Here is a 26,664-nt window from a genome sequence, read left to right as displayed (position 1 = left end):
CCGCTCGCGGCGCGGCCGGACCGAAGGCAGACTCCGGGAGGGAACGGCACGAACCGAGGTCTTCGGACCCGACCGGCTGGAGTGTGACGATGAGCGGTCCCGAGCCGACGAAGGTCGCGGTCATCTACTACAGCGCGACGGGCAGCGTCTACACCCTGGCGCGCTCGGTCGTCGAGGGCGCGGAGCAGGCGGGCGCCGAGGTCCGCCTTCGCAGGGTGCAAGAGCTGGCTCCACCGGAGGCGGTGGCCTCGAATCCGACCTGGCAGGCCCATGCGAAGGCCACCCAGGACATCCCCGAGGCGGTGGCCGACGACGTGCTCTGGGCCGACGCCGTCATCTTCGGGACCCCGACCCGGTACGGCAACGTGGCGGCCCAGCTCAAGCAGTTCATCGACTCCCTGGGACCGCAGTGGGCGCAGGGCCTGCTGGAGGACAAGGTGTACTCCGGCTTCGTGTCCACCGCGACGCTGCACGGCGGCCGCGAGTCGACCCTGCTGGCCTTGTACAACACGGTGCATCACTTCGGCGGAATCCTGGTCACTCCCGGTTACACCGACCCGATCCAGTACGAGGTGGGCACGCCCTACGGCCCCTCGCACGCCGACGGCCAGGGCACCATCCCCGTCAGTGAGGCGACCAAGGCCTCCGCCGTGTACTCCGGGTCCCGGATCGTGCGCATCACCACCCAGTTCAAGGTCGGCAGGTCCTCGGTCCACTGAGCGCAGGCACGGCCGCCCGATCTCGACGCATGGTCCGAGTTCCACGAGGCAGGTCCGCGTCGTGGGCCCGGCGCCGCGCGAGCGGCGCAGGCACGACGAGGTCAGCGGCCACGTCCGCCGCGACGAAGCAGCCGAGGCGCCGTCCCGGCGGCGACCGCGCAGGCGGCGCGGACGTCGCCGCGCACCGCCGCCGCAGGCCCGCACGCGATCGATCGACCGTCGGAACGCGCGACCCGGGGCCTCGACGCCGACCCCTAATCTGCGCATTCTCCCGACCCGAGCGGCTCTCGCCCGTTAGCTTCTGGCCAGGCGGAGGGAGCGGCGTGGAATACACGATCACGATCGAGGCGCTACGCGCGGCGGCGAACACGGCACGGGCAGCGGGTGAGCAGGCGGCGGGCGTGCCGCTGGGCGCCTCCGCCGACGCCGTCGCCCAGGCCATGCCCGGCAGCCGATCGGCGGCGGCGGCGACGGAGCTGGCCGAACGCTGGCGGAGCAGGCTGACGGGCTGGAGCGGCGACGTCGCCGAGCACGGCGAGGCGCTGGACGCCTCGGCGGCGCAGTATCAGGACAGCGAGGATCAGGCCGAGCAGGACCTGCGCCACGCGAGCGACCGACTCCCCGCAGCGGGGCGATGATGGTCGGACTCGTCGAGGTGCGCCGCTGGCAGCCCTCCGGGCTGGAGGCCGTCTTCGAGCAGCTCAGCGGACACCGGGACACCCTGGTCGGGCTGGACGACGAACTCGGCGACACGAGATCACCCGACGGCTGGAGCGGTGCCGCCGCCGAGGCCGCGAGTCGGCGGCATGACGAGCTGAGCGAGGAGATGCGCAGGCTCGTCGCCGGGCTCGCCGCCGTTCGGCGCGGCACCGCGGAGGCCGCCGACGCCCTCGTGGCGGTGCAGGCCGCGCTCGCGGACGCCGAGGAGCTGGCGCGGGTCAACGGGTTCCAGGTCCAGGAGAACGGCATCGTCGTCGACGTCGCGCCGCCGCAGGTCGCCCCGAGCCAGGTCGACACGGTGCGCCGAGAGCGCGAGCTGATCAGGGCCGAGGTGATCGAACGGGTCAATCAGGTGGTACGACGGGCGGCCGACATCGACTCGGATCTGGCCGCCGTACTGCGTGCTGCCGTGACCGACACCGTGGACGACGGCGAGTCGACCTCGCTGGCCGATGCGGATGCAGCAGGCTCCGACCAGGGCGGACTCTCCACTCTCGGTCCACCCGAGGACGCCGATCCGGCCGCCAACGCGGGGTGGTGGGACTCGCTGTCGGAGGCGGAGCGAGCCGACCTGCTGGCGAACTCGCCGGAGCTGATCGGCAACCTGGACGGGTTGCCCGCCGCCGTGCGCGACGAGGCGAATCGCGCCCGGCTTGACGGGGAGCGCGACCGGTTGGCGACAGAGATCGCCGATCTGGAGCGGCAGCTCGACGATCGGCTGCTCGGCGGCTGGTTCACCGACCTGGACGACCGGCTCGACGAGGCCCGCGACAAGCTCGCGGCGGTGGACGCCATCGAGAACACCCTGGACCGAGGGGACCGTCAGCTCCTGCTGTTCGACCTCTCCCATGACGAGGCGCGGGCGGCGGTGGCCGTGGGCGACGTCGACACCGCCGACCACGTCGCCGTCCTCACCCCGGGCTTCACCACGACGGTGCAGGGCAGCCTCGAGGGTTATGACGATCAGATGCGGCAGCTGCAACGCCAGGCGGAGGACGAGTCGCTGCGCTATGGCGACGGCGGCTCGGTGGCGACGGTCGCCTGGCTGGGCTACGACGCCCCGCAGGCGGGCTGGGACCTGCTGAGCCCCGCCGACGCGGTGTGGAGCCGAGAACCCGCCCAGCGCGGCGCCGAGGAGCTGGCCGACTTCTATCGGGGCATCGACGCCTCGCGGACCGAGAACCCGCACCTCACCGCGCTCGGCCATTCCTACGGCTCGACCACCACCGGATACGCCCTCCAACAGGACACCGGGGTCGACGACGCGATCTTCTTCGGCTCGCCCGGCCTGGGCACCTCGGATGTGACGGATCTGCGGATACCGCCGGAGAGCGCCTACGTGATCGAGGCGCGCAACGATGCCGTGGCCGACCTCGGCGGGCTGGCACCCTTCGGCATCGACCCGAACCAGCTCGACGGCGTCACCGGGTTGTCGGCTCGCGAGGAGCAGCTTCCCGACGGCAGGCGGTTGACCGAGTCGGTCGGCCACAGCGCCTACCTGGCTCCCGACAGCACGAGTCAGTACAACATCAGCGTCATCGTGAGCGGCAACGAGGACCGGGCGGTCCACGACGACGGCCGGGGCTTCGGCGACTGGCTGTCGCGACCGGTGCCGGGCACGTACTGATGTGGAGGTCGATCCGACTGGCTGCCGTCCTGGCCACGACACTGATCGTCGCACCGCTGCTCGCGGGCTGCGGCGGGTCGACGAGAGAAGAGGACACCGTGAACGACGACCGTGCGGTCCTGCTGGGCAGGCCCAGCATCGAGCAGATCACCGAACGCTACGAGGAGATGCAGGAGCGCATCACCACCCGGCTCTCCGAGGAGCTGGGTCCGTGGGAGTGGGTCAACGACCAGAACATGACCCGGTCCGGCTGCGCGGAGTTCCCGCACGTCGGCGGGGAGAGCCGCAGTCTGGATCGACGGCACTTCCTGGGGAGTCTGCCCGACGCGCAGTGGCCGCAGGCCGTCGCGATCGTCACGGAGATCAGCGGCGAGTACGACTTCGGCGAGCCGGAGGTGATCGTCGACCGAGTCGGCGATCACGAGATCGTCGGCCATGACCCCTTCGGCGCCCGCTACACCTTCGGCACCGCCGCCAACACCCTGCTGAGTGTGTCCACCGGCTGTCACCTGCCGCAGGAGACGGGCGGGGGCTGAGCCTGCCCTGTCTCACCCGCCCCGCGCCGACGCTCCGGGCGCCCGCCCCGGTCGAGGCGTGTACACGATCGGATCGTCGTGCGGACTGAGATCGTCGGCGCGAGATCGCCGACTCAGACGGTGCCTCGCAGGTCGGCTCCCGTGCGGTCGGCTCTCGCCCCTCCCCGGCTCTCGGCGCCCGTCTGCGGGCGGCGACAGCCCGGACAGGCACCGGACAGCGCAACGACGTCGACGGCAGCAGCAGCAGCGGTGGCGTCGCCATGCCTCCCTGCGGAGGGCGGTCGTTCGAAGATCGACCGAGACCCTGCCTCGCTACGGAGATCCGCCGAGCGGACGCGCCGCCCTCAGCGCAGGAAGTCCCCGAGCACGCGCGCGCACCGGGTGATGTCGGCGACTCGTACGTGCTCATGCTGGGTGTGCGCCAGGGTGGGATCGCCGGGGCCGAAGTTGACCGCGGGCATGCCCAGCGCCGCGAAGCGGGCGACGTCGGTCCAGCCGAGCTTCGCCGTGGCCTCGCCGCCCGCCGCCGCCACCAGCTCGCTCGCGGCCGGGGCGTCCAGGCCGGGCAGGGCACCCGCAGCACCGTCGACGACGGTGAGGTCGAAGCCGTCGAAGATTTCCCGCAGGTGGTCGACGGCCTGCTCCGGCGTGCGGTCCGGCGCGAAGCGGTGGTTGATCGTCACCACGCAGGAGTCCGGCACCACGTTGCCCGCGACGCCGCCGCCGATCGCGACCGCCTGCAGCCCCTCGTGGAAGCGGCAGCCGTCGATCTCGGGAGTCCTGGGCACATAGGCCGCCAGCCTGCGCAGCACCTCGCCCGCCGCGTGGATCGCGTTGCGACCCATCCAGCCGCGGGCGGTGTGCGCCCTGGCGCCCTCCGTCCGAACCTCGACGCGGGTCGTTCCCTGACAGCCCGCCTCGATCAACGCGTTGGACGGCTCGCAGACCACGGCGAGGTCCCCGGTCAGCCAGTCCGGCAGCTCACGCTCGATGCGGCCGAGCCCGTTGAAGGCGGCGTCGATCTCCTCGCAGTCGTAGAACACGAAGGTGAGGTCGTGCCGTGGCTCGGCGACGGTGGCGGCGAGATGCAGCATCACGGCGTCGCCGCTCTTCATGTCGACCGTGCCGCAGCCGTGCAGCACCTCGTCGTCGCCCGTGCCGGTGCGGCGCAGGGGCAGGTTGTCATTGATCGGCACCGTGTCCAGGTGGCCCGCCAGCACCACGCGGGAGGCCCGCCCCAGCCTGGTCCTGGCGAGCACGGCGTCGCCGTTGCGCACGACCTCCAGGTGTGGTGCCTGGGTGCGCAGGGCCTGCTCCACCGCGTCGGCGATTCTCGCCTCGTCGCGGGAGACGCTCGGGATGTCCACCAGGGCGGCGGTCAGCTCGACCGGGTCGGCGGTCAGGTCAAGGGACGGCACGGTGACGGTCACGACCCTGCACGGTACCGGCCGGGTCGGCGGGGCCGCCGCCGACATGCCCGCGCTGGTCCGACCGGAGGATCTCCGCCGGGTCTGCTGCGGAGCGCCCCGCCGGGCGGCTAGCTTCTGGTCACCGTCCGCAACCCGCCAAGGAGTCGACGAACCATGCGGTCACCGCGCACCGGCCTTCTCTCAGCACTGCTTCCGCTGCTCATACTCGTCGGAGCGTGCACCACCACGAATCAGGCCGATCGCGGCGAGCCCCGCCACAGTGCGGAGGAGCTGGCCTGGGCTGAGATCTGTGACGAACTCTGTGAGCGGGCGCGAGACCTTCGTGAGGGGCCCTGCAGCGAGCAGCCCCAACTCGAGGCCGTCTTCCCGGAGTGCGGCGACTTCCTCCAGGCGCACGCCGCCCTGGTCGACGATCTGGAGATCGCAGTGCCAGAGAAGGGACTGGAGTTCAGACTTCGCACGACGGAGGCCATCGAACGTCTTCGCGAGGGTGTCGATGACTACGAGAGCCTGGGCTGTGCGGCGCCCACCGAAGGGGAGACGACCGACCCGGGCTCGTCGACCGGGCAGACCGAAGCGGACGACGCCGTCCCGCCGCCCGGGGGCGGCGGCGCAGCAGGCATCCTGCCGTTTCCGATCCCCACGCCTTCTGTTCCTGAGCAGCAGCCGAGCACCGCTCCCGCGCCGGATCGGGCCACGGCCGAGCCGTCGGACACCCGTTCGCCTTCCGAACGGCTGGAGGAGAACAGCAGTCAGATCCAGTTGGTCGGCAGGTGCACGAGGTCGATCTATGAGGTAAATCTGGCCGCGATGGACATCGCCTGGACCTTCGATCCGGAGATTCCCTGACCCCGGGGGGCGGGCAGCACGACCTCTCGCCGTTGCAGCGATAACTCCGGCCGTCGAACCGGCCCTGGTGCGAGCGACGCGGCGTCGTGTCCTGCTCACGGCCGGGGCAGACCGATCCGCTCGGCCGGGGACGTCGTCGTCCGATGGACCACGGGTGCCAGGCGCGTGCGGCGCCATCGGCGATACCGTGTGCGCCGTGACGACCGCAGCGCAGAACTCGGACCAGCAGAACATCGGTGCCCACGGCGTCGGCTTGGCGACCATCACCGCCGACGGGACGGTGCTGGACACCTGGTTCCCCGTCGTGAAGACGGGGCCGGTGACGACGGGGCAGACAGACCGAGGGGACGCCACGACCGTGCGCCTCGACCCCGCCGAGGCCGTCGCGACCCTCGGCGAGGCGAGTGCCGCGCTGCTGGTCACCGACGACGCCAGAGGAGTCGAGGTCGTCGCGGTCCGCACCGCCATCGCCTCGCTGGCCGCGCCGCCCGTCGACGCGCACGACGTCTACCTGCGGCTGCATCTGCTGTCCTCCCGGCTGGTGCGACCGCACGGGCTGAACCTCGACGGCGTCTTCGGGCTGTTGACGAACGTCGTGTGGACCAACCACGGCCCGGCCCCCGTCGAGGACTTCGAGGCCACCCGGCTTCGGCTGCGGGCGCGCGGCCCGGTCACGGTCTACTCGGTGGACAAGTTCCCGCGCATGGTCGACTACGTGGTGCCCACCGGCGTGCGCATCGGCGACGCCGACCGTGTCCGGCTCGGCGCACATCTGGCATCGGGCACGACCGTCATGCACGAGGGCTTCGTCAACTTCAACGCGGGCACGCTGGGTGCGTCGATGGTCGAGGGCCGCGTGTCGGCCGGTGTCGTGCTCGACGACGGCTCCGACCTCGGCGGCGGGGCCTCGGTGATGGGCACGCTCTCCGGCGGTGGTCGCGAGACGATCTCGGTGGGCCGCCGCTGCCTGATCGGGGCGAACGCGGGTCTGGGGATCTCCCTCGGCGACGACTGTGTCGTCGAGGCGGGTCTCTACGTCACGGCGGGCACGAAGGTGACGCTGCCGGACGGCGTGGTGGTGGCTGCACGGGACCTCTCCGGCCGTTCCGACCTGCTCTTCCGCCGGAACTCGACCACCGGCGCCGTCCAGGTGCTCCCCAAGACCGGCACCCGAGTGGAGCTGAACGCGGCTCTGCACGCGAACGACTGAGGGTCGGCGAGGACCAGCAGGGAGTGCCCGGGCGTTCCCCGCAGGCCGCAGCGGGCCGGGAGCGCCGCCGGAACGGGTTCCCGACGGCCTGCGGGTCCGGCATGCCTCCGCCGTCGCCGCGCCTGGTCGGCGCGCCGCCGACCGGGCCGCATCGCGGGGAGTGGAGCAGCCGTGCAGCGGGGACCAGCAGGCAGGCGACGAACTGACAGGCAGTGTGGGAGACCCACACCCGTACCTGGGTCCGGCCTGCCCGCCCGTGCCGTCGGCAGGACGGGACAGCCGACGAGCAGGCATGACACGGCGAGCCGGTCAGCTCCCGTACTCGGCCCTGATCCGATCCGCGTAACCCGCGTACTCGGCGGCGGCGAGGAACGCGGAGCGCAGCGTGCCGTGATCGGCGATCCCCTGGCCCGCGATGTCGAACGCGGTGCCGTGATCGACCGAGGTGCGCAGGATGGGCAGTCCCACGGTGACTGAGACGGTTCCGTCGAAGTCCAGCGTCTTCGCCGGGATGTGCCCCTGATCGTGGTACTGCGAGAGCACCCCGTCGTAGCGCCCGGTCAGCAACTGGTGGAACACGGAGTCGGCGGGCACCGGCCCGAACACCTGCTCGCCCTGTGCTCTGGCCCGCTCCACCGCAGGCCCGATGTGCACGATCTCCTCGTCGCCGAAGGCGCCGTTCTCCCCGCCGTGCGGGTTGACGGCCGCCACCGCGAGCCTCGGCTCGTCGTGGCCGAAGACCCGCAGAGCCGTCAGGGCCTCCTGGATGCCGTGGAACACCCGTTCCTCAGTCAGCTGGTCCAGGGCGTTGCGCAGCGAGAGATGCCGGGTCGTGAAGAAGATCTTCTTGCCCCGCACCACGAACATCGTGTTGTTCCTGGTGCTGCCGGTGAGCGTGCCAAGCATCTCGGTGTGACCGAGGTGCTCCGAGCCCGCCGCCCAGATCGCCTCCTTGTTGATGGGCGCGGTGACCACTCCGGCGACCTGCCCCGCCAGTGCCGCCTCGGTGGCGACCTCGATGGCACGCAGGGCTGCCGCGCCCGCCAACGGGGAGACCTCGCCGTAGGGCACCTCGCGGTCCCCGACCACGTCGATGTCCCAGCAGTGCACGACGCCGGGGCCGGTGGGCTCGACGTCCCAGGAGGTCACGGTCCTGACCTCGGCGTCCAGCCCGTAGGCGGCGAGCGCACGACGCAGCACCGAGGGATCACCGACGGCCACCCCTCGCGCCGGGGCGTCGTGATCGAGTTCGGCCAGCGTCCTGGCGGTGATCTCCGGGCCGATGCCCGCCGGATCGCCGACGGTGACGGCCACGACCGGAACGGTGCTCATCGCTGCACTGCCTCCCTGTTCGCCCGCCCGAGTCCGAGGGGACCCGAGCTGTTCGGGGCCCGCGTCCAGGTCTGGGACGCCGGGCGGTGTTCGTCCGTCTCCCGGCCCGCCGAGCACCGGCCCGGCCTGCGACAGACCAGTGAGCCTGCCGGGCCGGGGCGGGCGTCGTGCGGGAGTCAGGCCACGCGAAGTCGGTCCACCGCCGAGGCGATCCGCTCATCTGTTCCGGTGAGCGCCACCCGGACGTGTGCCCCGCCCGACGGGCCGTAGAAGCTGCCGGGCGCGACGAGCACGCCGCGCTGGGCAAACCAGGAGACCGACCGCCAGACGTCCTCATGTCGGGTCGCCCACAGATACAGGCCTGCCTCGGAATGCTCGATCGTGAAGCCCGCGTCGCGGAGGGCGGGCACCAGCAGCTCACGTCGGGCCGCATACCGCCGACGTTGTTCCGCCACGTGATCGTCCTCGGCCATCGCGGCGGCGACCGCCGCCTGCACCGGCCTCGGCATGATCATCCCGGCGTGCTTGCGGGTGGCGAGGAGCCTGCGGACGAGCGCCGGATCTCCGGTGACGAAGCCCGCCCGATACCCGGCGAGGTTCGCCGACTTGGACAGCGAATGCACCGCCAGCACGTCGGTGTGGTCCGAACCGACCTCGCGATGCAGCACCGAACGCGGCTCGGCCTCCCAGCCCAGCGCCAGGTAGCACTCGTCAGAGGCGATCGCCGCTCCGACCGCTCGTGCGGCGGCGACCGAGGCCCGCAGCGCGGGGACGTCCAGGACTCGGCCGGTGGGATTCGACGGCGAGTTCAGCCAGACCAGCGCCGTTCCCACCGGCGGTTCCTCGCCGTCGCGGAGCCGGACCACCTCGGCGCCTGCCAGCCTCGCCCCGACCTCGTAGGTCGGGTAGGACAGCTCGGGGATCGCCACGACGTCGCCCGGGCCAAGGCCCAACAGGGTCGGCAGCCACGCCACCAGCTCCTTCGAGCCGATGACGGGCAGCACGTCCTGCGGGTCGAGGCCGGTGACGTCGTGTCGTCTGGCGAGCCCGCCGACGACGGCCTCCCGCAACGCCGCGGTGCCGTGCGTCGTCGGATAGCCGCCCTGGTCCGCGACCGAGGTCAGCGCCTGCTGAATCCGAGGCGGCACCGGGTCGACCGGGGTGCCCACCGAGAGGTCGACCAGCCCGTCCGGGTGGGCCTCGGCACGAACCCGGTATTCGGTCAGCGAGTCCCAGGGGAAGTCCGGCAGCCGGTCACCCGGGGTCCGCCGGACGGCCGAGCCGGTCATTCCGCCTGCGGGGGCAACGCCGCGACCAGCGGAACGTCCGACGGGATCTTCCCGATCTTGGCGGCGCCACCGGGCGAGCCGATCTCGTCGAAGAAGTCGGCGTTCGCCTTGGTGTACTCCTTCCACTGATCCGGAACGTCGTCCTCGTAGTAGATGGCCTCAACCGGGCAGACGGGCTCACACGCCCCGCAGTCGACACACTCGTCGGGGTGGATGTACAGCATCCGTTCACCCTCGTAGATGCAGTCGACCGGGCATTCCTCGATACACGCCTTGTCGAGCACATCGACGCACGGCTCGGCGATCGTGTAAGTCACGGCGGCTCTCCTGCTCGTTCCTCGGTGCACCCATGCGGCTCACAATGCACAGTGCCTCCAGTATCCCCCGGACGAGCCTCGGACATCCAGGCCCCCTCCGACAGATGGACCGGCTCGAGTGATCTTCGAGCGACGGGACCGTCACCGACCGCTGTCGATGATCGCCTCGGGCCCGAGAAGACGGCCGAATCGAACCCGATCAGCTCAGCCCGCCCGGCACGTCGTCACCACACCAGTTCGGCGGCAGGCCCGGATCGCCGCGGCCGGGGTCGGCGTCGCGCCGAGCCGGTGTGCGATCGGCGTTTCAGTGCCTGTCTTTGATCTCCCTGGAGTCGTGAGCGGGGATCAGCGTGGATGAGCTGCCAGGCGGAGGAAGGAGACATGACGGAGTCATGTCGACTGACGACAACGCCGCAGATCGCCGCTGCCTGCCCCGCGCAACAGGAAAGTGGGGATCAAAGACAGGCTCTCAGGAGGACGACTCGACGGCCGGGCCCCGAGCCATCAGCGTGCCCACCGCCATCGCCGCAGGCAGCGAGCCCGCAGCCAGCAGCAGGAACGACCGCCAGTCGTCGACGAGCACCACGTCGCCTGCGGGCCGGACCATGGCGAACACCACCACGACCGCCAGCCACACCCCCAACGGCGCGACGACCACCCGCAGCCGCGTCGAGAGGCGGGCGGCCTCGCGGACCAGCCACAGGTTGGCCACCCCGGTCAGCAGTGCGGTCACCGGCATCTGGAGGGTGCCGAGATGGATCGGCAGGAAGAACATGCCGATCAAGGCGATCAGGACGGCGTCGATCAACAACACGGCGAAGACCACTCGGTCGGCCCAACCCCGCATCAGTGCGCCCGCACGGCAGAGCCGTCCTTCGCCGCCCGCGCGTCCCTGGCGGCGGCCTCGGCGAGCCCCTCGGGCGGGGCGATGATCTCCGGCTGGATGCCCGCGCCGAGCAGCTCCTGATCGATCGACACCGGCACGTGCCCGGCAGGCCTGCTCAGGGCGTGGCTGAAGCACTCTCGGGTGAGCACCGGCTGGGCCACCCCGTTGGACAGCGCGTAGACGGCGGTGCCCGCGTTGTCCTGCCACACCTGTACCTGGGTGGCGTGGGCGCGCAGTGCGTTGAGCTTGGCGGGCAGGTTCTCGGCGATGTCGACGCGATGGCTGATGTCGGCGTCCTCGACGCCTGCCAGCTCGCCGGGCGCGGGCAGCGTGAAGGGCACCCGCGACACCTGCGCCAGCTCCGCCACCGCTGCCTCGATCTCGCTGCGAGCGGACACGACGTGGAAGACGCTCAGGTCGTGGGAAGCGGCGCGAGCGGCGGCCATCGTCACCTGGTGCGCCCGCACGTGGTCCGGGTGGCCGTAGCCCCCGTCGGCGGCATAGGTCATCACCACCTGCGGTCGGACGTCCTGGAGGATCGTGGTCAACGCCGCGACCTGCTCGTCCAGGTCGCCGATCGCGAAGGCCCTCGGATGCGGCGACAGCTTCGGCTCGGCCCGGCCGGGGGCGGCCCAGCGCATCCCGGAGTCCCGCCAGCGACCGAGGCCGCCGAGGAAGCGGTGATCGGTCACGCCCAGTGCGGCGCAGGCGGAGCGCAGCTCACCGACCCGGTAGCCGCCGAGCTGATCGGCCGCCTCGGGGCCGAGCCCGCGCAGCCCGGCGGGGATGATCTCGCCTTCTTCACCCAGGGTGCAGGTCACCACGGTGACGGCGACGCCGCGCGCCGCGAAGTGGGCAATCGTCCCGCCCGTCCAGATGCTCTCGTCATCGGGATGCGCATGCACCAGGAGCAGCCGGGGCACAGCCGTCAGTCGGAAGCCGGGAGCGGTCGTCACCATCGCAGGGTAATCGGAGTGGGTAGGCGCTCGACGCGGCGGGAGGACGCTGCTGGGCTCCCCGCTGCCGAACGGCTCAGTCGCCTGCTCCGTCTTCCACGACGACGGCCCCGGCGCGCCGATGGCGTCGCCGGGGCCGGTCGAGGAGCACTCGTCGGTTCAGCCCACCAGTTCGGGCTTGATCTCCGCGAAATGGCAGGCCGAGAGCTGCCCGGTCGGTCCGTGCGGGAGGAGCTGCGGCTCCTCCACGGCGCAGATGTCCTGCGCCTTCCAGCACCGGGTCCGGAATCGGCAGCCGGAGGGCGGATTCACCGGGCTGGGGACGTCGCCGGTCAGCACGATGCGCTGCCTGGCCCGCTCGACCTTGGGGTCCGGCACCGGCACGGCCGAGAGCAGCGCCTGCGTGTACGGGTGGGAGGCCCGCTTGTAGATGCCCTCCCTGGTGCCGATCTCCACGATCTTGCCCAGGTACATCACCGCGACCCGGTGCGAGATGTGTCGCACCACCGACAGGTCGTGGGCGATGAACAGGTAGGCCAGCCCCAGGCGCTGCTGAAGCTCCTCCAGCAGATTGACCACACCCGCCTGCACGGACACGTCCAGCGCCGACACCGGCTCGTCTAACACGAGCAGCCTGGGCTCCAACGCGAGCGCCCTGGCGATGCCGATCCGCTGCCGCTGCCCGCCGGAGAACTCGTGCGGGTACCGGTTGCGGTGTTCCGCGTTGAGGCCCACCAGCTCCAGAAGGCTGTTCACCTTCTCCTGGATCTTCTTGTCACCCATGCTGCGGTGATGAATCTCCAGCGGCTCCCGGACGATGTCGTTGACCTGCCACCTCGGGTTCAGCGAGGCGTAGGGGTCCTGGAAGACGATCTGCATGTCCCGACGCACCGCGCGCAGCCTGGAGGTGGTGAGCCTGGTCAGCTCCCGCCCCTCGAAGCGGACCGAGCCGGAGGTCGGCTTGTGCAGTTGCAGGATGGCGCGGCCGGTCGTGGACTTGCCACAGCCCGACTCGCCGACGAGACCCAGCGTCTCGCCCGCACGCAGGTCGAAGGAGACCCCGGACACGGCCTGCACCTGTCCGACGACGCGCGGGATGATCCCGCCGCCCCGGACCGGGAAGCTCTTGACCAGGTCGGACACCGAGAGCAACGGCTCGCCGGTCTCCGCCGGTGTCCCCGTGCTGTCCGTGGTGGTCTCGCCGGTCACGTTCGAGCTGGTCATCACCTGCTCCCCTCTTCCTGCGGAGTCGACTCGTCGGTGTCGATGGTGCCTGCGTCGGCGTCGACCTCGACCAGCACGGCGGGGTTCTCGATGTTGCCGATCTCCTCGTGGATGAACAGTTCCTTGGCCTCGTCGAGGCTGCCGAGCTCCGCCGAGCGGATGCACCGGCTGGAGTGCTTTCCGCCGCCGATCGTCAGGAGTTCGGGCTCCGCCGCCCGGCACTCGTCCACGGCGAGCGGGCACCGAGGCGCGAAGGTGCAGCCGGTCGGCAGGTTCAGCAGCGACGGCGGCGTGCCCTTGATCGGCGTCAACGGCTGCCCGAGCTGGTCGGGGTGCGGAATCGAGCCGAGCAGACCCACGGTGTACGGCATCCGAGGCGTCTCGAAGACCTCGTCGACGGCGCCGGACTCGACGATGGTGCCGCCGTACATCACCTGCACGCGGTCCACCATGCCTGCGACGACGCCGAGATCATGGGTGATCAGCATGATGCCCGAGTTGGTCTCGTCCTTGATGCGGATGAGCGTCTCCAGCACCTGAGCCTGCACGGTGACGTCCAACGCCGTGGTCGGCTCGTCGGCGATGATCAGGTCCGGGTCGTTGATGACCGCCATCGCGATCACCACACGCTGCCGCATGCCGCCGGAGAACTCGTGCGGGTACTGCTTGGCCCGCCGGTCCGGCTGCGGGATGCCGACCAGTTCCAGCACCTCGACGGCCTTGGCCCAGGCGACCTTCTTCGGGACCTTGTGGTGGGCGCGGTAGGCCTCTGACAACTGCCAGCCGATGGTGAACACCGGGTTCAGCGAGGTCATCGGGTCCTGGAAGATCATGGCGATGTCGTTGCCCCGGATCTTCTCCAGCTTCCGGGGCTCGATGCCGACGATCTCCTGATCCGAAAACCGGATCGAGCCGGTCACCTTGGCGGTCTTGGGCAGCAGCCCCATCAGCGCCATCGAGGAGACCGACTTGCCGGAGCCGGACTCGCCGACGATGCCGAGGACCTCGCCTCGCCGCAGGGAGAACGACAGGTTCCGCACCGCGTGCACGGTCCCGTCATCAGTGGGGAAGCCCACCGACAACTCGCTCACCGACAGCAGCTCTTCGGAAACAGACTGGGTCATCAGGCACGCACCTTCGTCTGCCGAGGGTCGAACGCATCCCGGATGCCGTCACCGATGAAGTTGATCGTCAGCGAGATCAGCAGGATCGCGAGGAACGGCGCCCAGAACAGCCAGGGTCGGGTGAGGAACTGGTTGTAGTTCGCGTTGATGACCAGTCCGAGCGAGGTGTCCGGGATCTGCACGCCGAGACCGATGAACGACAGCGCCGCCTCGGCCAGCACGGCGGTGGCGACCGCGAGCGTGGCGTTCACGGTGATGATGCCGGTCAGGTTCGGCAGGATGTGCTTGAGGATGATCCGCGTGTTGCTCGCACCCATCGCTTTGGCGGCCTCGACGAACTCCCGTTGAGCCAGTGACAGGGTCTGGCCACGGTTGATCCTGGCGACCGACATCCAGCTGAACAGGCCGAGCGCGATGGCGACCAGGTACCAGCTGCCGCCGAAGATCGCGGCGGCGATGCCCACCAGCGCGATCTGCGGGATGATCAGCATCAGGTCGACGAACCGCATGACCAGGCTGTCGACGAAGCCGCCGAGCAGGCCTGCGGTGGCGCCGAGCAGCACGCCGATGGCGGTGGCCATCAGCGCGACGACCATCGCGATCAACAGCGAGAACTGGGTGCCGCGCAGCAGCACCGCGAACATGTCGCGGCCGATCTGGTCGGTGCCCAGCGGGTGGTCCGGGCTCGGGTCCTCGAAGCGTCCGCCGCCGGTGTAGGTGTAGCTGTAGTGCCAGAACATCGGCGCGATCAGCGCGAACAGGATCAGCAGGACGAGCACCACGAGGCTGATCATCGCCAGCTTGTGCTGCATGAAGCGCCGCAGGACGATCTGCCACTGCTTGCGTGCCGCCGTGCCGAACTCGCCCGCGGACTGGGACGGGGGTTCGCCGGGTGTGCCCGGCGTCGTGGTGGAAACGATCTCAGCCAATGCGGATCCTCGGGTCCAGGAAGCCGTAGACGATGTCGGCGACCAGGTTGAACAGCACGGTGATGATGGCCGTGACCATCAACCAGCCCATCAGCATGGGCGCGTCGTGCTGCTGGACGGCGTTCACCAGCAGGTTGCCCATCCCACTCCAGCCGAAGACCTGTTCGGTCATGATGGCGCCGCCCAGGACGGCACCGAAGTTCAGCGAGATGAGGGTGGTCACCGGGATGAGCGCGTTGCGGAAGGCGTGCCGGAAGATGACGCGGCCGGGGCGCAGGCCCTTCGCGCGAGCGGTGCGCACGTAGTCGGAACCGAGGGTCTCCAACATGGCGCTGCGCTGGAAGCGGCTGTAGGCCGCGAAGCTGATCAGCATCAGGCTGATGGTCGGCAGCAGATAGGTGCCGGTGTACTGGAAGAACTGCTCGCCGAAGTCGCCCTGGAATCCTCGAGCCGGGGGAATCGTCCGCAGCCAGCGCTCGCCACCCAGGGAGACCAACAGGTCGTTGAACTGAATGCCGTAGGTCTTGAGCAGGATCGCGACGCAGAACAACGGCATCGAGAACATCATGAACGCGACGGTCGTCGCGGCGTAGTCGAAGATCGAGTACTGCTTGACGGCGGTGAAGACGCCGACCGCGATGCCGAGGGTGATGGCCAGCAGTTCAGCACCCAGGACCAGGCGGAACGTGACGCCGAAGGCGCGCATCACCTGGTCGTAGACGTCCACCTGCGCGGACCCGAGCGCGACGCTGGTGCCCCAGTCGCCCTGCACGAAGTTGACGAGCCAGTCCCAGTAACGCACCAGGATCGGCTGGTCAAGGCCGAGTTCTCTTGCCGTGGCGGCGATGACCTCTTCGGAGACGTTCGGGTTCATCCGCATCTCGGCGATGGGATCCCCGGCGGCGGCGACCATGAGATAGGCCAGAAACGAGCCGATCCCCAGAATGGGGATCGAAATCAGGATTCGTCGAATCACATAACGGAACACGGTTTCTTCCTCGGGACTGGGCCGGGATCATCCGGGGTGCCACACGGCACCGAGTGCGCCATTGCAGACGGTGAGTGTGCCTGCACCGCCTGCACGGCCCCCGGCCGGGGCCTCACCTGGTGGGCGAGACCCCGGCCGGGGACGCGATGTCAGGGGGAGACCTCCCACTCCCAGACGTTCCACGCAACGCCGTCGGAGCCCTGGTAGGTCACCTTGTCGACGCTCTCGTTGTAGGCCCAGCTGTTCGGGACCGAGAACAGCGGCAGCGAGTAGACGAGGTCGGAGTAGATCTCGTCGGCCTCGACCAGTGCCTGGTCACGAACGTCGTCGTCCAGCTCGGTGTTGACCGAACGGAGCAGCTCGGTCGCCTCCGGGGTCTCCCAGCCCGACCAGTTCTGTCCGCCGCCGTCGGAGTAGATCGAGACCTTGGAGGACTTGAACGGGGTGCCGACCCAGGCGAACAGGGCGACGTCGTAGTCGCCCTCGCTGACGCGCGAGTCCAGGAACTGGTCGTCGTTGTCGTCGGTGATCTCGATGCCCGCGTCCGCACAGTGCGACTGGATCAGGGCGACGGTCTCGTTACGACGGGGGATCGAGGTGTGGCTGATGCTGAAGGAGAGCCGCTCGCCGTCCTGCTCGTAGACGCCGTCGGAGCCCTGGGTCCAGCCCGCCTCTTCGAGGATGGACATGGCGGCCTCAGCGTCGCCGAGGATGACGTCGTCGTAGTGGTCCGCGTAGGCGGACTCCTCGCTGGTGAAGAACAGGCTGCCCAGCGGCTGCGCCTCCGGGTTCACGCCGCGGACCAGCTTGTCGACCAGGTCGTCACGGTCGATGCAGGCGGCGAAGGCCTGGCGGACCGCCTCGTCCTGGAACAGCGGACGGTCCAGGTTGATGTCGAGGTGCTCGAAGGTCAGCCCCTCGGCCGCCTCGTAACGGATGCCCTGGTCGGCCAGCGCACGCAGCTGCTCGGCGACGTTGTTGTCCGCCTGCGGCTGGATGACCTGGACCTGCTGGTCCTGGAGCGCGCTCTGCTGCGCGGAAGCGTCGGCGATGGCCTGGAAGCTCACGCTCTCCGGGCCTGCCGGGTTGCCGATCCACTCCGGGTTGCGGACCAGGGTGATCGCGGAGTTCGGGGTGAAGCTCTCGATCATGTACGGGCCGGAGCCGGGGGACAGCTCCTCGGTCCAGCCGTTCCAGCCGTTGTTCCAGAACTCGGCGACGGCCATCTTGTCGTCGAGCGAGGAGTCGTTGTTGATGGAGGTGATGTCCTCGATGCCGCTCTCCTGCTCCAGGATGTGCGCCGGGAGCATCGACACGGCCTCGAACTCGCCACGCCAGTCGGCGTAGGCCTCTTCGAACTCGAGCTGACCGGTGAGGTCGTCCTCACAGGTGAAGGTCGCGTCCTCGGCACCGCTGGTGCTGGCGGGCACGAACAGCGGGTCGCCCGCGTCGTCGAGGATCGTGGCGCTGCGGGAGAGCCAGCTGAGGTAGAAGTCGTCGCAGTCCCAGGCCTCGCCGTCGGACCAGGTCACGCCCTCGCGGATCACGTACTCCACGATCTGCGGGTCTTCCTGGATGACCTCGGCGGACTCCATCACGTCGGCGTTCAACATGATCTGGAGCTGGTCGTCGATCTTGAACGGGGTGGTCAGCACCGACGTCAGGACCAGCGTGTTGTTGAAGTTGTTGCCCGACGCCGCCGAGTTGTTGTACGTGGTGAACGGCGCATCGTGGGTGATCGAGACGGGCCCGCCCGGCTCGACCTCAGGCGCGTTGTAGGTACCGTCGCCGTTGTCGCCCTTCGCACCGGTCTGGCTGCTGTCGTCGAGTCCGGCGCCTCCGCCGCCCCCGTTGTCGCCCCCGCCACTGCAGGCTCCCAGAACAAGAGCCGCACTGACGGACACCGCGATCGCGGCGACCGTCTTCCTTCTCCTCATGGTTCGTGCCCTCCTAGCACTGAATCGCTCCCCGCCACTGGAAGGACGGTCACGACCCGAGACATCAGCGCGCATGGTGTGGTCACCCGCGCACCGTTGGCGGGAACGCTAGGAACTCGGCAGGGTGCCTGCCACCCGTAGACGACCGATCGTGACCAAAAGGTAACTCCGTGATTGCACACGGTATGCGGCCGCTGACCGAACGGGCATGTCCGTTTTTTGAACAATTTTGCCGTCAGGTTACCCGACGGTAGCCCATTGTTCGCCTGAGCGGGAACACCGATCGCGGCCGCGCGGTCAGCTGCCGTCCCGCTGCCATTGGGAGGCACCCGCGAACGGTCCGAGATAGGGGCGCCACGTCTCGGCGCCACTCATCCCGGAACCGAAGACGACCGTGTCGGCGAGCTGGAAGAGCGGCAGGACGACGGCGCTGTCCCAAAGGATCGGCTCCAGCTCCGCGCGGGCCTCTGCCAGCGGAATCCGGCCGGTCAGGGCCGCGTCGAGCACCGAATCGACCTCCTCGTCGCAGAACCCGGCGAGGTTGACGGGCGGCGGCGCATTCGAGTCCTCGATCGGCACCGGGCAGCCCAGCCGGGTCGCCAGCGTGGCGGCCGGATCGGCCCCGAGACCCATCGGCACCACCGCGATGTCCGCCGACGCGGAGCCGGACTCCTCGTCGGCCGTCGACGAATCCTCGTCGGCACCGTCCTGCGACGACACGGTCCCGTCATCCTGCTGCAACATCTCGTCGTACAGCTCCGCTGAGGGGGGTCGAACGACCTCGGCCTCGATTCCGACATCGCGTAGCTGGCGTGCGACGTGCCCGGCGAGGGAGCTGTAGGGCTCCTGATCGGCGGGCGCCGCGACCACCAGCCGAAGCCGTTCGCCGTCGCGCTCCCACCAGCCGTCGGTGACGGCGTATCCCTCGTCGTCGAGCAGATCGTGCAGCCGAGTCGGGTCCCCGGCACCCAGCGTCGAGCCCCTGGGCCGGGTCGGGGTGTAACCGGGCTCCGACGGCGCCAGCACCTGCGAGTTCGCGACCAGGTCGGCCGAGGGTCCGCTGCGCGTGCCGATCGCGATCAGCGCGTCCCGGTCGAGCGCGGCGCCGACCGCCTGACGCAGCTCGTCGTCCGCCAGCACCGGGCTCGCGGGCCGAAGCAGCACCTGAGCCGTCTCGGTGCGCGGCAGGCTGCGTGTCTCCAGCGGCGGCTCCGCCTCGGCCTCGGCGATCATGTTGAGCGCCACCGCGTCCGCGCCGAGCACGGCAAGCTGGTTGTCTCCGCTGGCCAGGGAGTCGGTCAGGCCCGGATGACTGTTTTCCCGCAGGACGAGCCGCAGCACGTCACTCGGCTGCTCCCAGTACCGGTCGTTGCGCTCCAGCACGATCTCGCCCCGCCCCCGGTCGAAGGCCGTCATCGTGAACGGGCCGCCGGAGAGCGGGTATCGCTGCGCCAGTGCCCGCTGCCAGCCGCCGGGGGCGTCCTTGATGAGGTGTGCGGGCAGCAGATGGGTGAACAACGACTGCCATCCCGGATAGGGCTGGTCGAAGATCACCTCCACCGTCTTGCCGCCGTCGCCGGGGATGATGTCCTCGATGAGCCGATAGCCCGCCGCGTCCACCACGCCGGGCTCGGAACGCATCCGCTCCCAGAGATAGACGAAGTCCTCAGCGGCGATCGGAGCGCTGTCGGACCAGGAGGCGTCCGGCCGGATGTCGTATCGCACCGTGAAGGGAGCGGAGTCGACGACCTCGGCGCCGCTCATCAGCGTGGTGTCGAGTCTCGGCAGCCCGTCGGGCCCCGGTCGGAAGACCGAGGGCAGCAGCAGGCTGGCGAGTGCCGTGGTGGGCGTGGAGAGGTCGGCCAGTCGGTGCGGGTTGAAGCCGCCGGAGAAGCTGTCGACCCCGATCACGATCTCACTGGGAATCTCCTCCGAGGGAAGGGCGGACACCTCGGTCGGATCGACCAGCGGGGGCGGCGGCGTGGTGCAGGCGGTGAGCAGCCCGATCAACAGGATCGACGTCAGTCCCGCCCTGCCGGGCGGCCTTCGCCACGACGCGGGCAGGCCGGGCCGCGCCGCCGCTCGGGCCCGGATGGGCAGTGCCGCCCTCGTGGAGCGGACCGACGCCCGTACCGGGCCGAGCGGGAACTCGCCGTGCGGGACGAGTGCGGGTCTGCGGTGCGCGAACAGGGCACGTCCCCGTCGCAGGAGCCAGGCGCGACCCCCGCGAAATCCTGCGGAACGAGCCACCGCGCGAACCTCCTCATCAGAGCCGGGCGGCCTTCACTCCGTCCGGAGCGAGGGCCGCCGCAGGCAACCCCGGCGTGAAACGATGTCGAGGGTGCCAGACCGACGCCGACCGGACCCTCGAAGAGGCCCGGAGTGTTCCAGGACACCGCCGGAGCACTCTGTGAGAGGACGTCCCAGGACGCCGCGCGTTGCTCTGCTCAGGCGTCGCGGGCCTTGCTGCGGGCCCGCTCCCGACCGCGCTGCGTGGAGTCGAGGATCAGCTTGCGCACCCGGATGACCTCCGGAGCGACCTCGACGCACTCGTCCGAGGAGCAGAACTCCAGCGCCTCCTCCAAGCCGAGCTTGCGCGGCCTGGCCAGCCGCTCCAGCTCGTCACCGGAGGAGGAGCGCATGTTGGTGAGCTTCTTCTCGCGCGTGACGTTGATGTCCAGGTCTTCTGCCCTGGGGCTCTCCCCCACGACCATGCCCTCGTAGGCGTCGACGCCGGGCTCGACGAAGAAGGTTCCCCGGTCGGCGAGCTGGATCATCGCGTACGCCGTCACCGCGCCGGTCCGGTCCGAAACCAGGGAGCCGCTGTGCCGGGTGCGCAGCTCGCCGACCCAGCGCTCGTAGCCGTGGAAGACGTGGTTGGCGATGCCGGTCCCGCGCGTCTCGGTGAGGAACTCGGTGCGGAAGCCGATCAGGCCTCGGGCCGGGATCAGGTAGTCGAGCCGCATCCGACCGCTGCCGTGGCCGCCCATCTGCTCCATCTGACCCTTGCGGTTGGCCAGGAGCTGGGTCAGGGCGCCGAGGAACTCCTCGGGGATGTCGATGGTGAGCCGCTCGAACGGCTCGTGCAGCTTGCCGTCGATCATCCGCGTGACGACCTGCGGCTTGCCGACGGTCAGCTCGAAGCCCTCCCGCCGCATCTGCTCGACGAGGATGGCCAGGGCCAGCTCGCCTCGGCCCTGCACCTCCCAGGTGTCCGGCCGCTCGGTGGGCAGCACCCGCACGCTGACATTGCCGACCAGTTCGGAGTCGAGCCTGCTCTTCAGCAGCCGCGCGGTGAGCTTGGTGCCGCCGTTGCGACCGGCCAGCGGCGAGGTGTTCACGCCGATGGTCATCGAGATGGCGGGCTCGTCGACGGTGATCCTGGGCAGCGGCTGCGGGTCCTCCAGGTCGGCGAGGGTGTCGCCGATGGTGATGTCCGGGATGCCCGCGATGGCGACCAGGTCGCCCGCGACGGCCTCTTCGGCGGGAACGCGGTCCAACGCCTTGGCCATCAGCAGCTCGGTGACCTTGACCCGCGACACCGTGTCGTCCTCACGACACCAGGAGACGGTCGCGCCCTTGCGGATGCGTCCCGCGTGCACCCGGCACAGCGCGATCCGGCCGAGGAAGTTCGAGGCGTCCAGGTTGGTGACCAGCGCGCGCAGCGGCGCGTCCGGGTCGCCGGTGGGGGCGGGCACGTGCTCCATGAGCACGTCGAACAGCGGAGTGAGGTCCTCGCTGTCCGGTAGTCCGCCGTCCTCCGGGGCCGTCAGGCTGGCGCGACCGGCGCGAGCCGAGGCGTAGATGACGGGGAGGTCAAGCAGGGCGTCGAGGTCGAGATCGACCTGGTCGAGGTCGCCTGCGAGGTCGAGCAGCAGGTCGTGGGTCTCCTCGACCACCTCGGCGATCCGGGCGTCCGGGCGGTCGACCTTGTTGACGACCAGGACGACGGGCAGTCCGGCGGCCAGCGTCTTGCGCAGCACGAACCGGGTCTGCGGCAGCGGTCCCTCGCTGGCGTCGACGAGGAGGACGACGCCGTCGACCATGGACAGGCCGCGCTCGACCTCGCCGCCGAAGTCGGCGTGGCCGGGGGTGTCGACCACGTTGATGGTCACCGGACCCTGCGGCGTCTCCCGGCGGATCGCCGTGTTCTTCGCGAGGATCGTGATGCCCTTCTCGCGTTCGAGTTCGCCCGAGTCCATGACTCGGTCGACGAGCTCGGCGCGGTCGGAGAAGGCACCCGACTGACGCAGCATCGCGTCGACCAGCGTGGTCTTGCCGTGGTCGACGTGGGCCACGATGGCGATGTTACGAAGATCGGTCCTGGTCAGCTCGGCGGTGGCGACGCTGGAGGCGGGCACGCGGAAGCTCCTGATGAATTGCTGGGGGTGGAGAAGGGCTGTGAGTCTCGACGACTCGGCTGTGAGTCTCGACGACTCGGCTGTGAGTCGCTGCTGACTCGCTAGATGGTTCTGCGGCCGCCGGCGATGCGCACTCGCGGCCTAGCACAGACTACCGCGCCCAGGCGACCGGCCCGCTGCCTGCTTGGTCACGCCGCCGCGAAATCCGCCGGTCACCGCCGCCGGACGGGCCGCGCCCCGGACGGCGGACCCCGGCTCGCCTGCCGTGCTCCGACCGCTCCCGGCCGGGTCGCGGCGTGGTTCCTCAGCGCGGAATTCCCTCTTTCGTGCGACGTCGTGCGGCACGCTCAGTGAGCAGTCGCCCCAGGTCGGGCAGGACGTCCAGGTCGGCGGGCAGCCAGTCGACCTCGCCGAGCCGGTCGGCGGGCAGCCACCGAAGCTCCCGGTGCTCGCGGGCCTCCGGTTCCGCGGCCTCGGGACGGGCGGCGGCACCCCCGGCGCCATCGTCCGGCGGGCGGGAGCCGGCGGGCGGACGGGTCGCGGCGAGGTCACCGGGTTCGGACTGTGCCGGGTCGGCGGCGACGGGGGTCGAGCCCGCAGGCCCCTGGCCGCCGTCGCCCGGCCCGGCCGGTCCTGGCACGACCACGCCGGGGCCGTCCGAGCCTGCTCCGTCGTACTTCGCCCGGTCGGGCGCGGGAGCCTGCCCCTTCTCGAGCTGGGCGAGGTAGATCCGCAGCACCCTCCCGTCCCGCAGCGGCAGGTCGGGGCCGATCCGGGCGCCCACCCGAACCCGCACGCCCAGTTCTTCCCGGCATTCCCGTTTCACGGCGTCCTGTTCCGTCTCCCCCGACTCGACCGAGCCGCCCGGCAGCTCCCAGCGCCCGGCCAGCGAGGACGGCTTCGCCCGCTGCGCGGCCAGCACCGTCGCGCCCCGCAGCACCGCGGCGCCGACGACCACCTCGGCGTCCCGCAGGCGCCCGGCGACCGCCCGGACCGAAGTCTCCCTGGCGGCGAACAGGCGCAGGATCATTCGACGGGCCGCGACGGCGTCGAGCAGCCCGTCCAGCGCTCCACCGGTCCAGGACCAGCGCAGCGACTCGGTGAGCAGCGTGCCCGCCCCGGTCACCGCGAGGGTGATCCGATGGTCGAGCTGCCACCGCGACCCGGGCACCGCCTCGGCCCGCAGCTCGGTCGGCCGCACCGTGGTCAGCCTGGTCCGCACCGGCACGCGGGCCCCCAGCCAGGTGGGGACGTCGAAGCTCAGCAGGTCGCCCTCACCCAGCAGGGCACGCCCGCCCGCCGTCTCGATGCGCACCCCGGCGGCCTCGGTGCGTGCCGCCTCGAGATTCATCCGCAGGGCGGCGGCGACGGTGGGCGGCTCGGCCTCGATCAGCGTGGAGGTTCGCAGCAACGGCACCCCGCGATCCTTACACCACCGCCGCGCCTCGGATGGGGGCGCCCGGCCCGGTACGGCCTGCCCGCCCCCTGGCCGCCACCGTGCCGTGGCGCACGGCGAGGACCCGAGTGCGGCCGGGATGGCTCCCAGGCGGGCACAGGCCCGTGCCGTGGGGCTCAGCCGTGCGTGTTGGTGCTGCTGGGCCGACGGGCCAACGTAGCGCGGGACGTAGGCCGCGTCGGGTCCATCCCCGCGTGTGCGGGGCCGATCGCCGCGCCAGCGTCTCGCGCTGCCGCGTGAGCGGTCCATCCCCGCGTGCGGGGCCGATTCCTCGGAAGTGGCGGGCGCGGCAGGCGTGGCCGGTCCATCCCCGCGTGTGCGGGGCCGATGCCGTTCGCGGCGTCGGTGTCGAGATGGGCCGGGGTCCATCCCCGCGTGTGCGGGGCCGATGGCGAGCTGTTCGGCCGGGCCGGGCTGCCGGGCGGTCCATCCCCGCGTGTGCGGGGCCGATACTTGCTGACGTGCAGGTTCGTCAGACGCGGAAGTCATTCTCTACCACGTGATCCACGTCACTTGATCGCAGAGTCTCGCGCCGTCCCGGCGACCGCGACGGCGCTCCCCCTGCCCGCTCGATACGGGCGCCCGGCTCATCAGATGGCCGTGGGCCAGGTCACCTGGAAGCGGGCGCCGCCCTCTGGCGCGGTGTGCACCGAGGCCGATCCGCCGCGTCTGCTCACGGCCTCGGACACCAGCGCCAGGCCGAGGCCCGTCCCGCCGGTCTCCCGCGCCCGGTCGCCCTCCAGGCGGTAGAAGCGATCGAACACCTGGCTGCGGTGCTCGGCCTCGATGCCCGGCCCGTCGTCGTCCACCAGCAGCCTGCCGAAGCGCCCGAAGGGCAGGACGGTCACCCGGACCAGCAGCCTGGCATGGCGCACCGCGTTGGCCACCAGGTTCTCCAGCACTCGATCGACCTCGACCGGATCGGCGAGCACCGACACCGCAACCGGGGCATACAGCACCACCCGGACCCGGCCGCCACGATGGCGGTCGGTGACCCGGCGGGCGATCTGCGGCAGCGCGACGGCACGGGTCTCTCGGACGTCGCCCGCGTCGGAGCGCGCCAGGGCGAGCAGGTCCTCGACGAGCATGGTCAGGCGTTCCGTCTCTCGGACGACCTCTTCGAGCACCTCCATGGAGTGCTGCGGATCGGGATGCAGCACCGCCACCTCGGCCTGCGCCCGGATCGACGTGACGGGCGAGCGCAGCTCGTGGGCGGCGTCCCCGGTGAAGCGCCGAAGCCTGCCCACCGCCTCGTCGCGCCGGGCCAGCAGGTCGTTGAAGGAGTCGGCGAGCGCGCTCAGCTCGTCGCGCGTGTTCGGCACCGGCAGTCGGGCGCCGGTCGGCAGGCCGACGGAGGCGTTGCGCATCCGACGGACCGAGCGCAGCGAGCCTCGGACCGACAAGACCGTGACGACGGCGACCGCCGCCACGGCCAGCACGGCACTCACCGAGACCAGGATCAGCCCGGATCGCAGCATCGCGGCGAAGCCGACGAGGTCGGTGGCCGCCAGCACCAGGCGCGGCGTGCCGTCGGGGGTGGGCACCACGTTGCCCGTCCACCGTCGGGCGGGGTCATAAGTGCTGTTGAGGACGAGTTCGCCGCTGCGCAGCCGTTCCAGCTCAGCTGCGGAGAGCTGCGGGGCGGGCTGTCCGTCGACCGGGGTGCCCGCCGTGTCCAGGACGCGGATGCTCGTGACGCTGTTCGGCTGTTCGGGGGAAAGTCCCTCGCCGACCCGACTCGACGCGGCGAGCAGGGCCTGTTGGAGATCGGGATCGACCGACCGCACGACCACCTGGCCGATCACCGCCGTGCTGCCCACGACGATCAACGCCAGGAACAGCGCGGTCACCGAGCTGGTGATCATCGTGATTCGGGCGGGCAGGGAGCGTCGACGCCACCAGCCGCGCAGCGGGGACACCCTCATCGGCCGCGCGGGGTGCCACCGCGCTCCGGTCGGGCGGCGCCGGGCGACGAGTCTGGTTCGTCGGCGAGGTAGCCGTGCCCGCGCACGGTGCGGACCACCTCCTGCGCACCGACGGCCTGGAGCTTGCGTCGCAGGTAGCCGACGTAGACCTCGACGACGTTGCGGGTGACCGCCTCCGAGTCGCCCCACACCTCCTGAAGCAGCTCGTCCTTGGTGACGACCGAGCCCACCCGTCGCAGCAGCACCGTGAGCACCTCGTACTCCCGAGGACTCAACGAGACCTCGCTGTCCTGCCAGCTGACCCGCCGGGTCGCGGTGTCGAGCCGCAGGTGACTGACGCTGATCACCGTCTCCTCCGTCCGCGTGCCCGCCCGCCGTAACACCGCGCGGAGCTGGGCGAGCAGGACCAGGAAGGAGAAGGGCTTCACCACGTACCCGTCGGCACCGAGGTCGAGTCCGTCCGCCTGGTCCACCTCGCCGTCCTTGGCCGAGACGAGGATGACGGGCGTCGCGATCCCGGCGGCGCGGAGCCGCTCGAGCACCCGATAGCCGGAGAGGCCCGGCAGCATGATGTCCAGCAGCACCGCGTCGAACGAACCCGTCTGGGCCAGCCGGAGCGCCTGCGGGCCGGTGCCTGCGGTGACGATGTCCATCCCCTCCGCGCCGAGGCCTCGCTCCAGTGCCCGGCGAACACCGGGTTCGTCATCGGCTACGAGCACACGTGGTTGCACGTCTCTCAGAATGCACCCTCGGGCAGGCGCGGCCGTGCTCCTCTCAGCTCATCCTCAGCGAAGGATCTCCGGTCCGCCGAGGCCCGGTCCCGGCGGCGGTGCCGCTGTGCCGGGCGGA

General features: G+C 70.6%; 21 protein-coding genes and 1 pseudogene. 6 read left to right on the top strand and 16 right to left on the bottom strand.

All coding sequences use genetic code 11. The features are described from left to right. Positions 1-89 precede the first annotated feature (89 nt). The 4 genes from wrbA to UA75_RS04550 all read left to right on the top strand — a co-directional run bounded on the left by wrbA (position 90) and on the right by UA75_RS04550 (position 3,602). On the top strand, positions 90-719 hold the full coding sequence (wrbA, locus tag UA75_RS04565) for an NAD(P)H:quinone oxidoreductase (RefSeq protein ID WP_075743400.1): 630 nt from the start codon (positions 90-92) through the stop codon (positions 717-719). A 323-nt stretch (positions 720-1,042) separates the two neighbouring features. Beyond that, positions 1,043-1,357 carry a hypothetical protein gene (locus tag UA75_RS04560; RefSeq protein WP_075739151.1) on the top strand — a complete coding sequence of 105 codons (315 nt, stop codon included), beginning with the start codon at positions 1,043-1,045 and terminating at the stop codon, positions 1,355-1,357. Continuing rightward, positions 1,354-3,066, top strand: coding sequence for an alpha/beta hydrolase (locus UA75_RS04555; protein ID WP_232251158.1), 1,713 nt, complete (start codon positions 1,354-1,356; stop codon positions 3,064-3,066). The genes UA75_RS04560 and UA75_RS04555 overlap by 4 nt, the downstream gene beginning before the upstream one ends. Continuing rightward, on the top strand, positions 3,066-3,602 hold the full coding sequence (locus UA75_RS04550) for an LppA family lipoprotein (RefSeq protein ID WP_083690623.1): 537 nt from the start codon (positions 3,066-3,068) through the stop codon (positions 3,600-3,602). Before UA75_RS04555 ends, UA75_RS04550 begins: the two co-directional genes overlap by 1 nt. A 344-nt stretch (positions 3,603-3,946) precedes the next feature. Here UA75_RS04550 and dapE read toward each other — a convergent pair whose 3' ends face one another. Then, positions 3,947-5,020 carry a succinyl-diaminopimelate desuccinylase gene (gene dapE / locus UA75_RS04545; RefSeq protein ID WP_075743398.1) on the bottom strand — a complete coding sequence of 358 codons (1,074 nt, stop codon included), beginning with the start codon at positions 5,018-5,020 and terminating at the stop codon, positions 3,947-3,949. Positions 5,021-5,185: 165 nt separating this feature from the next. On the opposite strand from dapE, the gene UA75_RS04540 reads away from it, so the two are divergent. Together UA75_RS04540 and dapD are read left to right on the top strand one after the other, a co-directional pair. Further along, the gene (locus UA75_RS04540) at positions 5,186-5,881 is read left to right on the top strand and encodes a hypothetical protein (RefSeq protein ID WP_075739147.1); all 696 of its coding nucleotides are present in this window, start codon (positions 5,186-5,188) and stop codon (positions 5,879-5,881) included. A gap of 196 nt (positions 5,882-6,077) precedes the next feature. Continuing rightward, entirely contained in the window at positions 6,078-7,091 is a 1,014-nt protein-coding gene (gene dapD / locus UA75_RS04535; protein ID WP_075743397.1) for a 2,3,4,5-tetrahydropyridine-2,6-dicarboxylate N-succinyltransferase, read from the top strand. Positions 7,092-7,400: 309 nt separating this feature from the next. On the opposite strand, the gene pdxA is transcribed toward dapD, so the two are convergent. From pdxA to UA75_RS04460, 15 genes and pseudogenes are all read right to left on the bottom strand, one after another. Next, a complete protein-coding gene (pdxA, locus tag UA75_RS04530; protein ID WP_075739145.1) occupies positions 7,401-8,423 on the bottom strand; it encodes a 4-hydroxythreonine-4-phosphate dehydrogenase PdxA in 1,023 nt (340 codons plus the stop codon). Between the two features lie 176 nt (positions 8,424-8,599). After that, entirely contained in the window at positions 8,600-9,712 is a 1,113-nt protein-coding gene (dapC, locus tag UA75_RS04525; RefSeq protein WP_075739143.1) for a succinyldiaminopimelate transaminase, read from the bottom strand. After that, positions 9,709-10,029 carry a ferredoxin gene (gene fdxA, locus UA75_RS04520; RefSeq protein ID WP_075739141.1) on the bottom strand — a complete coding sequence of 107 codons (321 nt, stop codon included), beginning with the start codon at positions 10,027-10,029 and terminating at the stop codon, positions 9,709-9,711. The genes dapC and fdxA overlap by 4 nt, the downstream gene beginning before the upstream one ends. Positions 10,030-10,498: 469 nt before the next feature. Next, on the bottom strand, positions 10,499-10,876 hold the full coding sequence (locus UA75_RS04515) for a hypothetical protein (RefSeq protein WP_075739139.1): 378 nt from the start codon (positions 10,874-10,876) through the stop codon (positions 10,499-10,501). A gap of 173 nt (positions 10,877-11,049) precedes the next feature. Continuing rightward, positions 11,050-11,874: pseudogene (gene mshB, locus UA75_RS04510) on the bottom strand (N-acetyl-1-D-myo-inositol-2-amino-2-deoxy-alpha-D-glucopyranoside deacetylase); the annotation flags it as partial. Between the two features lie 156 nt (positions 11,875-12,030). Continuing rightward, positions 12,031-13,095, bottom strand: coding sequence for an ABC transporter ATP-binding protein (locus UA75_RS04505; protein ID WP_075739135.1), 1,065 nt, complete (start codon positions 13,093-13,095; stop codon positions 12,031-12,033). Then, entirely contained in the window at positions 13,095-14,219 is a 1,125-nt protein-coding gene (locus UA75_RS04500) for an ABC transporter ATP-binding protein (RefSeq protein ID WP_075739133.1), read from the bottom strand. Before UA75_RS04500 ends, UA75_RS04505 begins: the two co-directional genes overlap by 1 nt. Next, positions 14,219-15,139 (bottom strand): ABC transporter permease, encoded by a 921-nt coding sequence (locus UA75_RS04495; protein WP_157434550.1) that lies wholly within the window; start codon positions 15,137-15,139, stop codon positions 14,219-14,221. The genes UA75_RS04500 and UA75_RS04495 overlap by 1 nt, the downstream gene beginning before the upstream one ends. Position 15,140: 1 nt before the next feature. Then, complete coding sequence (locus UA75_RS04490; RefSeq protein WP_075739129.1) at positions 15,141-16,136, bottom strand: ABC transporter permease; 996 nt, start codon at positions 16,134-16,136, stop codon at positions 15,141-15,143. Between the two features lie 149 nt (positions 16,137-16,285). Beyond that, complete coding sequence (locus UA75_RS04485) at positions 16,286-18,073, bottom strand: ABC transporter family substrate-binding protein (protein ID WP_075739127.1); 1,788 nt, start codon at positions 18,071-18,073, stop codon at positions 16,286-16,288. A 297-nt stretch (positions 18,074-18,370) separates the two neighbouring features. Continuing rightward, entirely contained in the window at positions 18,371-20,323 is a 1,953-nt protein-coding gene (locus tag UA75_RS04480; protein WP_232237627.1) for an ABC transporter family substrate-binding protein, read from the bottom strand. Positions 20,324-20,520: 197 nt separating this feature from the next. Further along, entirely contained in the window at positions 20,521-22,434 is a 1,914-nt protein-coding gene (gene typA / locus UA75_RS04475) for a translational GTPase TypA (RefSeq protein WP_075739125.1), read from the bottom strand. Between the two features lie 304 nt (positions 22,435-22,738). Continuing rightward, complete coding sequence (locus UA75_RS34325) at positions 22,739-23,851, bottom strand: NUDIX domain-containing protein (protein WP_075739123.1); 1,113 nt, start codon at positions 23,849-23,851, stop codon at positions 22,739-22,741. 629 nt (positions 23,852-24,480) lie between these two features. After that, positions 24,481-25,815 (bottom strand): sensor histidine kinase, encoded by a 1,335-nt coding sequence (locus tag UA75_RS04465; protein ID WP_075739121.1) that lies wholly within the window; start codon positions 25,813-25,815, stop codon positions 24,481-24,483. Continuing rightward, entirely contained in the window at positions 25,812-26,546 is a 735-nt protein-coding gene (locus UA75_RS04460) for a response regulator transcription factor (protein ID WP_075739119.1), read from the bottom strand. Before UA75_RS04460 ends, UA75_RS04465 begins: the two co-directional genes overlap by 4 nt. Positions 26,547-26,664 lie beyond the last annotated feature (118 nt).

This window comes from Actinoalloteichus sp. GBA129-24 (assembly GCF_001941645.1).
Classification (GTDB): Bacteria; Actinomycetota; Actinomycetes; order Mycobacteriales; family Pseudonocardiaceae; genus Actinoalloteichus_A; species Actinoalloteichus_A fjordicus.
Note: the sequence above shows the minus strand (reverse complement) of the source record. Positions and strands in the feature narration are given on the sequence as shown.

Bases quoted from the DNA above. Each gene is read 5' to 3' on its own strand.
- pdxA (WP_075739145.1), bottom strand. From the start codon at position 8,423: ATGAGCACCGTTCCGGTCGTGGCCGTCACCGTCGGCGATCCGGCGGGC.
- wrbA (WP_075743400.1), top strand. From the start codon at position 90: ATGAGCGGTCCCGAGCCGACGAAGGTCGCGGTCATCTACTACAGCGCG.
- UA75_RS04540 (WP_075739147.1), top strand. From the start codon at position 5,186: ATGCGGTCACCGCGCACCGGCCTTCTCTCAGCACTGCTTCCGCTGCTC.
- dapC (WP_075739143.1), bottom strand. From the start codon at position 9,712: ATGACCGGCTCGGCCGTCCGGCGGACCCCGGGTGACCGGCTGCCGGAC.
- UA75_RS04555 (WP_232251158.1), top strand. From the start codon at position 1,354: ATGATGGTCGGACTCGTCGAGGTGCGCCGCTGGCAGCCCTCCGGGCTG.
- UA75_RS04515 (WP_075739139.1), bottom strand. From the start codon at position 10,876: ATGCGGGGTTGGGCCGACCGAGTGGTCTTCGCCGTGTTGTTGATCGAC.
- UA75_RS04500 (WP_075739133.1), bottom strand. From the start codon at position 14,219: ATGACCCAGTCTGTTTCCGAAGAGCTGCTGTCGGTGAGCGAGTTGTCG.
- UA75_RS04505 (WP_075739135.1), bottom strand. From the start codon at position 13,095: ATGACCAGCTCGAACGTGACCGGCGAGACCACCACGGACAGCACGGGG.
- UA75_RS04485 (WP_075739127.1), bottom strand. From the start codon at position 18,073: ATGAGGAGAAGGAAGACGGTCGCCGCGATCGCGGTGTCCGTCAGTGCG.
- UA75_RS04550 (WP_083690623.1), top strand. From the start codon at position 3,066: ATGTGGAGGTCGATCCGACTGGCTGCCGTCCTGGCCACGACACTGATC.
- UA75_RS04465 (WP_075739121.1), bottom strand. From the start codon at position 25,815: ATGAGGGTGTCCCCGCTGCGCGGCTGGTGGCGTCGACGCTCCCTGCCC.